At 39.0% G+C, this 14,200-nt stretch carries 3 protein-coding genes; all 3 read right to left on the bottom strand.

The genetic code is table 11. The annotated features are described in order from the left end of the window. Nucleotides 1–1,073: 1,073 nt before the first annotated feature. Nucleotides 1,074–3,821: an autotransporter outer membrane beta-barrel domain-containing protein gene (locus tag V4P57_RS06440; protein WP_455465749.1), complete on the bottom strand. Its 2,748-nt coding sequence runs from the start codon at nt 3,819–3,821 to the stop codon at nt 1,074–1,076. Between the two features lie 771 nt (nt 3,822–4,592). Further along, on the bottom strand, nt 4,593–7,997 hold the full coding sequence (locus tag V4P57_RS06445; RefSeq protein WP_455465750.1) for an autotransporter family protein: 3,405 nt from the start codon (nt 7,995–7,997) through the stop codon (nt 4,593–4,595). Between the two features lie 684 nt (nt 7,998–8,681). Continuing rightward, on the bottom strand, nt 8,682–14,024 hold the full coding sequence (locus V4P57_RS06450) for an autotransporter outer membrane beta-barrel domain-containing protein (protein WP_455465751.1): 5,343 nt from the start codon (nt 14,022–14,024) through the stop codon (nt 8,682–8,684). Between the last annotated feature and the right edge of the window lie 176 nt (nt 14,025–14,200).

Consider the following 14,200-nt stretch of genomic DNA (forward strand, 5'->3'; position numbering starts at 1 on the left):
AGCAGAATTTTTACTATAATCATCCGTCTCTATCTTTTGTTTTTTCCTCCTCTAATAACAACACTATCCAACATAGCCTTGCCATCCCCTCCTGTTTAAGCCCCAATACCATTTACAAAATCAATCTCCCCTTTTTGCATCTCAATTTTCGCGTCACCCTGACTAAGAAGACTTATCGCATTAGCACCTGTCGTAATTTTTACATTGCTTAAAAAAATAAATGACTCTTTAGCGGTTACACTAATTCCCAACTGAGTTGTATCAATCGATCCGTCTTCATCTGAAATACACCATTATTAATGTCCGCTCCCATTGAAACACCCTTAGGTTTAAGTTGAATAAAGCCACTCCTCCTTCATTTGATACTTTCATACCAGTCATCCAAAAGCTTTTTCTTGAACGATCGTTTGCATCCGAAAACCATTAATGACTATATTCTCTGCCTCAATTTCTGTATTTCCCCTCATGCCTCTATGGCTGCATCAGAGCTTTCATCGGTTAGCGTGTAAGTTTTATCGGATATTTCATACGCCTTACCATTACCATATTGATAAAATGATCACTTTTGCTACATGAAAAATGCCTCTTACCGGAAAGCGGCATACTGGCATCAGCGTTGTGTCAAAAAAAGAAATAATTGTCGCAAAACTATACAAAAAAGATGATTTTTAGACATTTTGATCATAACTCCCTTGAAAATTTCTTTCCCATTCTCATGAAAAAAATACGTGCTCTACCTAATTTTTTATGACATGCGACACACATAACGCGTTTTATGTTTTATTAATACATTTTGGATTTTATATAAAGCTGAATCAAGGCAAGACTAAAAATATCACAATTTAAAATTGTAATATTAACAAAATCTTGTAAAAATAAGGAAAAAATTATCAAAAAAGCCGTGATTTAAAAACAACTTATAAATTTTTACCGGTCCCCAACAAAAAGGATTTTAACACTTTTAAACAATGTACAGAGCTTGTTTTGAAAATTGTCCGCACAATAACTTACAAGAAGAAATAAGCCACAAGCTGTGCTTATGGCTTAAAGAATTGATCAAAAATGAAATTATACTAGAACTGATAATGCAATCCCCCTGAAAAACCAACCCCAGAAAAACCAGCCTTCGTTAGTTTATGCTGATAAATCATATCAGCTTGAAGTACAAAATTTCTGGATAATCGTGCATTAAAGCCTAATCCAGCTTCTAGGGAAGAACCAAAGGCACCTAACTGGAAAGCATCTTTGAAACGCACAGATTGTTTTCTTCCAAAGTTATGAGAAAAATAAAGTTTCCCATAGAAAGCAATAGAATTCATTCCTTCAAATTCTCTAGGAATCTTGACCAAACGCCCACCAACACGTGCTACCCACTGATCAAGTTTACCCATGTCAATGCTAAAGTCATCAACATCACGGGCCTTACCAAACTGGAGACGCTGATAAACAACTTGAACCTGCGGATCAAAGACAAAACCTTCATATCCCGTATCAAATGCCTGGCCTCCAGTCAAAGACACACTCAAAGGATTGCCTTTCAATGTTGCTGTCTTCCCTCGTGCAGACGTGCGAACATCACCTTTTAGGAAACCATAAGAGAAAAGACCATCTACATAGAGGCCACTATCATGCTGCACACTGCCATATGCTGTACCAGTCCATTTATCAAATGCACTCTCCTGGCTTTGTTCAACATTCAAAGGCTTTAGAGAAAACTTTCCATAGGATCCAATGACACCTAAGGAGATGGTACTTTCAGCGCTTTCAATTGTTTGTAGCAAAACACCTGCCTCTACAGCATTATAGTTAAGATTGCCTCCATAACCATATTCCCGTGCAGATAAGTTTGAAGTATAACGGAAACGTCCACCGTAGCTATGCAAATATAAAGCAGGGTTCTCACGAACTTCTAACATTCCAGTAGACGTGGTCCGCAACATTTCCAATTGCTTGCTCTGATTACTGATATCCATCAAACCGGCATGGAATACGCTGGCTGGCAAGAGTAAATAAGTTGGAACTTGTGGAACAACAGCCTTAACTATCGACTCAGGATGAGGTTTTTCAGTTGGCCCTGAAAAAGGCTTCAGACCAGGTTCAGGATGAAGATTAGGAGCCGGCGCAGGTTTAGAACCAGGGAATGATACAGGTGAAGCATCAGGAGCTAGCGCAGGTTTAGAACCAGGGGATGATACAGGTGGAGTATCAGAATCAATATGTCCATTCTCAAGACGGAAATCCCAAAATTCTCCTCCTCCTTCAACTAATCTTTGAGCCGCACTCGCCTTCTCTAATCCAGACCCTGGACCATAAGCATGAAGCACATACTGATAAGGTGAATTTTTCAGCGCGACATAACCACCATCTAACTCAAAGGAATCCTTCTCTGCTTTTCCAGAAACCTGAATAATTGAGATACCTTTGTTACTTCCCTCGAACCCTGTGCCTCCCCCTGGACTTCCTGAAACAGCACGTACATGTACTATCGTCTTTCCAGAAACATCACCATGGATTAAAATACGATCCGTTTTTTGGTCTAGAAGACGACCTCCCTTATTCAAATATGTATTGAGATAAAAGTGTGCATCACCTTGCGCTTTATAAACTTCACCTACTCCTCTTCCAATGCGGAGCGTTTGATAATTATCCGATTCGCTGGAGTTTGGTTCTTCAAAAGCAAGATAACTATCAATAAGATGTAACAATGAAATTGATGAATTACTCACAGAACCAGAATCGTGCAAGTTTTGATTTTTTGGTCGCGTTAAAGTCCATTTTGATTCATTCCTCAGCCGAAATTCAGCAGTAGAGCTTCTATCAAGACGAACGCCTCCTATAAGCGTAGAACTATCAGCCGAAACCTTTACAAAAGAGTTATCCTCACCTTTCAACAACAGATCTCCAGACATTTTGGAATCTTTCTTAATGTCAATAAGAGCACCAGATTTTCTGCTGTAAATAACTATACTTTTGGGAACTTCAAAAGAGCTTGCCTGTAAAGTGACATACCCTCGCATAGGTAAATCTGTTTGTGGTAAACTCCCAAACAACACGTTATCCCCATAAAAACTATAAAGTTGCTCTTTTGTTTGAGAATTTTTATATTGCTGATCTTTTGCCTCTTTTTCTTCCCAAAAATAAATCCCGTAGGACGTATCATCTTCCACCACAAAAGTAGAACCTGCAACACTCAAATCATTCTCATTTCCTTGCAATGAAACACCATGGGCATCGGTAACCTTAATGTTCCCTAGCCCAAAAGCGAGACGGCCAAGAGATCTTGACATCTCCAAAGCTGAATTTTGACCGTGTTTTTCTATATTCCCTTTTTGAATAATGGAAACCCCTTTTAGATAGACTGTCGCATCTGCTCCTATATAAACCGCAGTACCGTTTGTAAAATTAATCACCCCTTCTTTTATATAAATTTCTCCCCAATCGTCCGCCATTACACCATATTTCCAAAAGCTTTTATTCGAACCATCCGTATCTAGAGAATCCTTAATAGTTATATTATTCCCTTTAATCTTCGTTCCCTCTTTAGATGCTTGTATGGCAACAGTTTTATCCGCATTGTCATCAGTTTTCTGATAAGTCTTATCAGAAATTATATGCTCCGCACCATCATTGTACCAACAAGATGAGCCATTTTTATCACATGAAGATTTACTCTCAGCATTTTGTGCTACAATATTAACAACAGGAGAAAGCTGCGCCCTGTTACCAGAGATATCAGCGTATATTTGAGTATTGTATGAAAAAAAAATGCTAACCGTAGTTAGAGCACATAAAGAGAGATGATTTTTTAATATCTTGACCATAATTTCACCATAATTTCTTTTCCAAATCGACTCAGAATACACAAAATAACAAAACGACTTGACTGCAATCTATATTTAATACATTTTATAAAATATTTTTTGACATATTAATTCATTTTGTTATTTATGTGAACATAAAGTAAAAACACACTATGAATTTGTAGTTTTTTCAAAGGATTTTGTGAAAATACAGTCCAAAATAACTTTAGTGAATGTGCTCATAAAAATAGATGCTTTAGCTGTTTTTTGTAAATCAACACCTAGAATTTATCTTTTTACCCTTAAAAAATATAAGCAGTAGCACCATTTTATTTTCGATCTTAAATAGTTTTAGGAATGCCTTGCATGGAAATGACTTTAAGAGGTATTTTGAGCCTTTTATAAAATGGTTTTGAGTCTACATAGCAATTCCATTTGCAATATGCGAGCGAATGGTTTTTGTTGCCTCATCAAAAAAGAGAATGAGATGACAGGATATTTTTATATTCAGCACTCTTAATCAAGCTGCAACAGTGAATTATCTTTATCAATCAGATTATGACACTAACACAAACAAATCTTTATAAAATAAACAGTTAGCAAACTATTAAGTAGAAATAATCGATTTCATTTCTCACGAAAAATTAAAGAAATTCAACCAAAAAGCACATTAAAAACATGCAAGATATTTATATCTTCAAAAAATCTCACAAAAGAAAACGGATAAAGACAGAGAAAAAAGTCATAAGTTCTACTTATGACTTTTTAAAGGTTTGGTCAAAAATATGACTGCTAAAACTTATAGTGGATTCCACCAGAAACACTAGTTCCAGAAAAACCAGCCTTGGTTAGTTTATGTTGATAAACAAGATCACCATGAAGCACAAACTTTTGAGATAATCGGGCATTAAAACCTAATCCCGTTTCTAGGGAAGAACCAAAAGCACCTAACTGAAAAGCATCTTTGAAATGCACATATCGTGCTCCCCCAAAACCATGAGAAAAATAAAGTTTTCCATAAAAAGCGACAGTATTTATGTCTTCATCTCTATTCGGAATCTTGACCAAACGACCACCAACACGCATTATCCATTGATCAAGTTTGCCCATATCAATATCAAAGCCGTCAATATCACGCGTCTTATTAAATCGGAGATTCTGATAAACGACCTGAACCTGCGGATCAAAAATAAGATCTTCATTACCTATCATAAACGCTTTACCAGACGTCAATGAAGCATTTATAGGGTTTCCCTTCAATCTCGCCGTCTTCCCACGTGCAAGGGTGAGAACATCACCTTGGAATAGGCCATAGGACAAAAGAGCATCCACATAGAAGCCCGTATTATGTTGCATGCTACCATATGCTGTAGCAGTCCATTTATCAAATTCACTTTTTTGGCTTTGTTCAACATCCAAAGGTTGCAAAGTAAATTTCTCGTAAGACCCCATAATTCCAAAAGATGCAGTACTATATTCATTCTCAATTGTTTGCAGCAAACCACCTGCCTCGAGTGTATTGGAACCAAGTTCACCGCCATAACCATACTCAAGCGCAGAAAGGTTCGAAGTATAACGGTGATTTCCACTGTAACCACGTACAAAAAAGGCAGAGCGTTCACGCATCTCTAATATCTCACTGGGAGCAATCCGCAAAGCCTCTACCCACTTGCCTTGATTGCTAATACTTATCAAACCCGTCTGGAACAAAGCATTTGGCAAAAGCAGATAAGTCGGCACTTGTGGAACCACAGCTCTCACTCCTGAATCTGGGCGGGGATGAGGATCAAATTCAGGTTTAGGATCGGGAGCTGGACCAGGCTCAGGTTTAGGAGCAGGAGCCGGACTAGGTTCAGGCTTAATCTCAGAATCAACATATCCATTTTCGAGACGAAAATCCCAAAATTCCCCTTCACCTCTAACTAATCTTTGGGCAGAATCCGCTTTCCCTAAATCAGATTTTGGACCGTAAGCATAAAGCCTATACTGATAAGGTGAATTTCCCAAAGCTATATAACCACCATTCAACTGAAAAGAGTTTTTATCTGCCTCTCCAGAAACCTGAATAATTGAAATACCTTGATTATTTCCACCACTTCCTGTAGATTCGCTCGGACTTCCTGAAACAGCGTGCACATGAACCACAGTTTTTCCAGAGACATCACCATAGATCAAAACACGATCAGTCTTTTGATTATCGTGCAAACCACCAGCATTCAGATACGTGTTAAGATGAATCTGCGCACCATTGTCCTGCGCTATATAAACCTTGCCCGATCCTTTTCCAATGTGGAGTGTTTGATAATCATAACGAGAAGCAGATTCTAATTTTTCAAATTTAATAGAACTGTCCATAAGACTCACTGATGAAATAATAGACACAGGATATCTAGTATCCGATTCCCTGAGATTTTTTTGCTTCTTTTGTTTTAAAATCCACATCGAACCGCTATCCAAATAAAGATCGGCAGTAGAATCATCATCGACATATGTACCCCCCTCAAGAACAGAGGCATTAGCTGAAACTGTCATAGAGGCCCCTTTCACAGCTCTTAACAATAAATTTCCTGAAAGAGTACTCTCTATTAAATTAACAACGCCATAAGTGATATCGGTACTATAAATAGCCGTACTATCCGGAACCGAAAACATCGTCGTGCTCAAATTAACAGCATCTAATTTGAGCCGTTTTTTTCCTACCTCTGAATTTTCTGCATTATAGACAGTCACCCCCGGCCTCTTTCCCCGAAAATACATACCATAAGATGTTTTTCCATTTACTGTAACAGAAGAAGATTGAATATTAACATCAGCCGCGCCCATACCCATCGACAAATGCTCAACAAATAGAATTGGATCAGTAGCTTTTACGATATTTTCTAACAAAATTCCATGGACATCCGTAACATCAACACTCCCCTTAAAATTAACATCCCCCCCTACATTCATAAAAAAAACTGCATGACTGTCTCGATTTTTTTCTTTTCCTCTTCCAGTAATGGCAACATCGTCAAAAATCAATTTTCCTTTTAACGCCGAATAAACACCATGACTTTCTGTGAAATCAACTGATCCACCTTTCATGTTAATTTCTGCACCATGATAACTATAAAGGCTTGCCTCTCCATCACGGGTTTTAATCTTTGTATCGGTTAAAACAACACGCGCTGTAACTTTTTTTTGAGGCTCCACTGCTGCCTGAACACCGATTGTACTTTCATCAATAACCCCACCATTTACCTCAATTGTTCCGTCTTTAACATAAAGAGCTTTAAGTGTATTCTTGATGATTGGCTCTATCAAAACAATCTTTCCGTTCTCTGATACAAACACACCATGTTCAAAGATTTTATTGGATACTTCACTACCAACAGTTACATTTTTTCCCTCAACTTCCGCCCCCATCCCCCTTATCTCTATAGCAGTATTAATAAAAGAATAGCCGGAAACGTTTTTATTTGTAATCTTATAAGATTTACTGTCAATTTTATGCTTGCTGCAATTATCGCATGTATAGTATAATCCATTATACACTGTAAGCTTTGACTCGCCATCCACCCCAACGCTTTCATCTATGGTATAGTCAGATCCACTCTCCCCTCTAATGACATTATAGTCAGCCTCTCCCAAGCTACCAAATATATCCCCGCTCAAACTACCTTCGGTATGCCCAACCACACCACCCGCGCTATACTCACTCAAATCACCTATATTATGCTCACTATCCAAGACTTCATCCACCACTTCAGAGAAACTTCCTTCAAGCCCACTAAGGTAACTCAACCCATTAAGGTGACCTGATATCACCGGAAAACCTGAGATAGGACCTTCTCCCAAAACATTACTAATAGGATAATCATATCTGTCACGATCGTCCGTAATAGCATGACCGTCCATAATAACATGATCATCCATAATAGCATGACCGTCCATAATAACATGATCATCCATAATAGCATGACCGTCTATAATAGCATGACCGTCTATAATAGCATGACCGTCTATAATAGAAGGAAGGAGAGGAGTAACGATAATATCGTAAGGCATACTATCAGGCGCAGAGGCAGCACTAATACCATAAGGCATATCATAACGTTCCTCTGCATTTACATAACCTCCTACTCCATTTTGTAGAAAAGAAAGGATAGCCGTTGTGAAAGTACATAAATATACGTGATTTCTAAACACTTTAATCATAGTTCCCTCGAAACTTTAATTTCCCCTCTCATTGAAAACGAAAGCACACAAAAACGCCCCCCCCTTAGCACCTTAAGATACAAAAAGGATAATAAAAAGGACGCATCTAATGCTCATTGATTAGCGCAACGAGTCATTCAAATAAGTTTGGTAGAAAATTCACTAGAAACATAACAACCACTTACATAAAGAATAAACATTAATTACAACTTTTGAAAGTGTATAATGCATTATGTATTTTTTGTAAAGTAAAAATAAAATCATAGAGAGTAATTAATTAAATATACAATTAAAACTTGTAAGTTTTAAAATTTTCCAAATATCTGAGTGAAAAAAATTATCCAAATCAGTAAAAAATGAGTTCTAAAAAATGCAATTTAAAGAAAAGTTAGGTACCATAGTAGATAAATTAGATTAGCATAAAGCAGAATACTGCATATCAATACCAAGCTCTCGACCCTTAAAAAACCTAAAGGTCAATCGTTGCATCATAGCATTGTCAAAAAAATTCGCTTTATCATAGATAGAAAGAGATGCTTTCACGCGCAAAACAAAAAAATATCGTGACTCTTTTCATTGGTATCAAAAAGGCAAGGATCTTTTAATGACAATACGAACTATTATAAATCAAAAAGGCAGCATACTGTGCTGCCTTTTATATCAAGGTATATATTGTATCTTATACTAAAACTTATAGCGCACTCCTCCAGAAAAACTTGTTCCAGAAAAACCGGCCTTATTGAGTTTGTGTTGATAGAGTATATCGCCATAAACTGAAAACTTTGGAAACAATTTGGCATTAAAACCTAATCCAGCTTCTATGGAAGAACCAAAAGAACCCAACTGGAAAGCATCTCTGAAATGTACAGACTGTTTTTTACCAAAATCATGAGCAAGGTGAAGCTTGCCATAGAAGGAAACAGTACGTCCATAGCCAGTTTCCGTAGGATTCTTTGTCAAACGTCCACCAACACGTACTACCCACTGATCAAGTTTTCCCATCTCAATATCAAAGTTATCAACATCACGCGCCTTATCAAACTTGAGATGTTGATAAACAACCTGAACCTGCGGATCAAAAACAAGACCCTCATATCCTGTTGCAAATGTTCGACCACCAGTCAATGAAGCGCTTAAAGGATTGCTCTTTAACGTTGCTGTCTTACCACGTGCAAGGGTGAAAACATCACCTTTGAGCAGACCGTAGGATAAAAGACCATCCACATAGAAGCCCGTATCATGTTGCATACTTCCATACGCTGTAACTGACCATTTATCAAATGCACTCTCCTGGCTTTGTTTAACATCTAAAGGTTGCAGAGAAAGTTTTCCATAAGACCCCATAACCCCAAAGGATACAACACTATACGCACTCTCGATTGTTTGCAGCAAAATACCTGCCTCTACAGCGTTATAATCAAGATTGCCTCCATAACCATATTCCCGTGCAGATAAGTTTGAAGTATAACGGAAACGTCCACCGTAGCTATGCAAATACAAAGCAGGGTTCTCACGAACTTCTAACATTCCAGTAGACGCAGTCCGCAACATTTCCAATTGCTTGCTCTGATTACTGATATCCATCAAACCGGCATGGAATACGCTGGCTGGCAAGAGTAAATAAGTTGGAACTTGTGGAACAACAGCCTTAACTATCGACTCAGGATGAGGTTTTTCAGTTGGCCCTGAAAAAGGCTTCAGACCAGGTTCAGGATGAAGATTAGGAGCCGGCGCAGGTTTAGAACCAGGGAATGATACAGGTGAAGCATCAGGAGCTAGCGCAGGTTTGGAACCAGGGAATGATACAGGTGAAGCATCAGGAGCTAGCGCAGGTTTAGAACCAGGGGATGATACAGGTGGAGTATCAGAATCAATATGTCCATTCTCAAGACGGAAATCCCAAAATTCTCCTCCTCCTTCAACTAATCTTTGAGCCGCACTCGCCTTCTCTAATCCAGACCCTGGACCATAAGCATGAAGCACATACTGATAAGGTGAATTTTTCAGCGCGACATAACCACCATCTAACTCAAAGGAATCCTTCTCTGCTTTTCCAGAAACCTGAATAATTGAGATACCTTTGTTACTTCCCTCGAACCCTGTGCCTCCCCCTGGACTTCCTGAAACAGCACGTACATGTACTATCGTCTTTCCAGAAACATCACCATGGATTAAAATACGATCCGTTTTTTGGTCTAGAAGACGACCTCCCTTATTCAAATATGTATTGAGATAAAGATGTGCATCACCTTGCGCTTTATAAACTTCACCTACTCCTCTTCCAATGTGGAGCGTTTGATATTTGTAACCCTCAGATTCAGGAACTGCAAATCTAATAGTACTATCCTCAAAACTTACACATGAAATACGGGAATATGTATCCGATATACCCTGAAGTTTATAGCGACTTCTCGTTAAAGTCCATTCTGATTTATTGGATAATTCAATTTTAGCGTAAGAATCCTGATCAACACGCACGCCACCTGTAATATTGGAATCACTAACTGAAACAAATACTTGAGAATTACCTTCAGACCTCAATAACAAATCACCGGCAAGATTTGTTTTCTTTTCTAAGAAAACACGACCACCAGAATTATTACTATAAATAGCCGTACTTTCAGGAACGGTCAAAACTGTTTCTTTCAATGAAATCAAGGCTAATTCTTCGAGAGGCTTTGAAAATCCACGTAATCCATCAAGGAATAGCGGTTTAACTTTTTCTGACCCATCAAAATGTATACCATACCGTCCTTCACCCTCCACCGTTATAGTTGAAGATTCGACATTAGCCCTATTGATAGAGGAACGAACCTCAGCAGATCTTCTTCTCCTAGAAGAGTTAGGCTTAACAATACCCCCTGTATCCCTAACCCACAAACCATCAGCATCAGTAACAACATTCCCATTCTTAAAATCAATAGAACCACTATTTCCTAATAGAAAAGCCGAACGCCCAGACACCTCTGCAGAATTCGACTGTCCTTTTTTTCTTCTTGCGATAATGTTAACTTTATCTAATCGAACATGCCCTCCTGATTCTGATCTGACTCCCACCCCATTCGTAGAGGTAATCGACCCAGAATTCATTTCTATCGTACTGCTATCACTAGCCAGACCAGCTATAGCCAGAGGTCCGTTCGCAAGAATATTTGTATTATCCAAATGAATGGAAGAACCAGAACTTGCCAAAGCGCCCACATAGAGAGCATCGACTGTTCCATCAGTCATTGTAACCTTCCCACCCCTTTGAGCCTCAAGCCCAATCATAGAAGAGTGAACTTTTGACCCCTTTTCCAAAACAATACTTGCACCTGTTTCTGCAAGCACAGCACTCACAAGCTGTAACTTACTAAGATCAACATCATTCTCACGATCAGAAGAACCTGCACCAGTAATGGTAGTCTTCTCCAAATTAACAATTGTATTATCATTATTTGCACGCACAGAATGCTGGGTTGCACTACTTGCCTTCAGTGTCTGACCTTTTATTATATGCGATTCGCCATCACCGCACGAATAACCAGTACGTGGCTCCTCCTTACCATTTTGCTCTATACTATCACACCCAGAAAAAACAGAATCCTCAACATCATTCACAACGGATGCAACATTATCTCCTTCAGGTCTACCAGATGCCGTAAGCTGCGCAGAATCAGGCCTGGAAGAGGTTGGCTTGGCGGAAGTAGCTGCAAATGAAATTATAGGCAAAGGCCCCCGAGATACAGGAGAAGGTAAAGCTGATAAAATAATCGAATCTACAGTCTCAGGCGTTTCAGATTCCCCACGTGCAGGAGGTACTACAGAAGGATAACCTCTTGTAGGGAACTCACCTGTCTCCACCCCCTCCATAGTAGAAGACGCCTCATCTTCATCTACTGCATCTACTTCAAGAACTTCATCCGTCTCAGATCCTGCAATTGAAGTAGATTGACTAGATACAACGGGTGCATAACTTCCAGATAAATTAGAAGCAGAAGGAGTTTCATTAGATGAAGGAGCTAAAACCTCACTGCTCTCATTTTCCTCAGGCAGAGGATATAAAATAGATACAATATCCATTACTTGAGCGTTAGGAGCAACCCTCGCAGGAATTTCAACAGGCGCCACATATCTGCCAGGCACTGCAGGCTCGCCCTCTAAACGAAATTCCCACACATCTAAACTCTCTGGATTTTTCACAATCAAATTCGAATAAAAAGGACTTATTTCCGAAGCAGTAGTCAAATGAGCATTCAGGACATACTTATAAGGAGCCTTTCCCAGCGTAACATAACCACCTTCTAAGATAAAGGAATCCTGCCACGCGGATCCAAAAACCTGAATAATCGGGATACTGTGTTTTTTAGTTGTATCTCGACTTACATTTTCTTGTACCGGATGCTCGCTACGCACATGTATCTTAGTTTTTCCAAAAACATCACCATAAATTAGAAGCCTATCAGACATCTGCTTGCCACTCAAATCATCAGGATCCAGTTTCGCATTAAAATAAATCCTAGAATCACCTTCAGCTTCGTAAGCCAAACCACCCACGTAATTTAGACTATCCATGCTTCCGATACGAAGCGTTTGATAACCATCATCCTCATTCGTTGGAAGCATAAATCTAATATTACTGTTTGTAAGCCTCACATACGAAACTCTCGAATCTGAATCTCTCGGAAGCAGAGCATCATTACGCACACCTTTTGTTAAATGCCACTCCGATCCGTTGGACAAAAAAAGTTCAGCATGGGAATCTTTATCAAAGTAAGAACGCCCCCTAACTAAAGAGTCATCAGCGAAAACCGATAGAACAGAACCATCTCGCGCTTCCAGTAATATATCACCATCAAGAAACGACCCTTCCCCTAAAACAACGACACCATGCAAACCATTGCCATGAACAGCTGTCCCACCTGTAACCTCAAAAGTAGAATTTTTCAAAAAAACTATATGTCTCTCATCTTTAGGAAATCTCGTTTGCGCAGATTCTAAATCTACAAATTGTGATTCTGCCTTATCAAAATATATACCATAAGATCTGTCACCCCTTAATTGAATAGCTGAAGAACTGATAGCAACACTGAATTTCGCCTTCTCATCAGCAACAATGCCATCAACAATTTCAGCAAGAGCATTAATCTCATCAGAATCGTCAGAATTGATATCAATAACATCAAAGAGACTATCATCAATGATGGGACCACCTCTAACCCACAAAGCAACGGCATTGGAACCACTAAAAGTCCCGCGATCAAAAGAAATAAGGCCATCATCTAATACGAAAAAAACACCTGGAAATTCACTATCATCATTTTGTTTTTTTCTAGTAACGCCAAGCTTAACATCTTCCAGTTCAACAACCCCCCCATATCCTGAAAGAACCCCCGTACCACCTTCTTGAAAAACAATTGACCCAGACTTCATCATTATTTGAGATCCGCCAAAAGCTTTCAAACCAACCACACGCGGAGGATTTTCTTCAACAACCGATTCCAAATTAGCAACTGATCTCACATTAATGTTCGTCTCATTCAAAAGAGCACGCGCTCCAGAAACAGCCACAACACCCATATAAGAATCTCTTATACTGCCCCCTTTCATGCTAACCATTCCACCGGCTTCAGCTGCAACCCCAATAACAACATCCCGAATATCTCTACCATCCACCTCAATCTCTACACCCGCTTTTGCCAATACAGCACTCCCAACAGCTCCAAAACGTGGATCAACAACAGAACGAACAGAACTGTTGCCAATGATGGAATCGCCTTCTACTACAGCGCCTTCACCACTAAGCGAAGCATTAGAAGCTAATTCTTTTACGACATCTCTCGAGACAACAAGCCCCTCCCCAGAATCATCCTCAGCAGACCGAAAACTAGAACTTTGCCCCTGCGCCCCTATTCCTATCGCACGTGCTGCATTCCTATAGTAATCAGGAGAAACGTTCCCTGTACAAATACCCGCTCCTTGTAAAAAGAACAAAACACTCGTTGTAAGAGCACATAAATGCGCGCGTTTTTTTAATATATTTATCATATGTCAAAACTTTCTAAATATACAGCTTGCAAAAGCACTTGAATTAAGTGAAAATGAGGTCAGATACGATTTGTAACATACATTATTCTACTTTACAACATAATGTTGTTTGTTATTATACCATTTTGCACATAAAAATGCCTAAGTTAAGTTTGTACATAAAAATGCCTAAGTTA

This window comes from Bartonella sp. B39 (assembly GCF_053795145.1).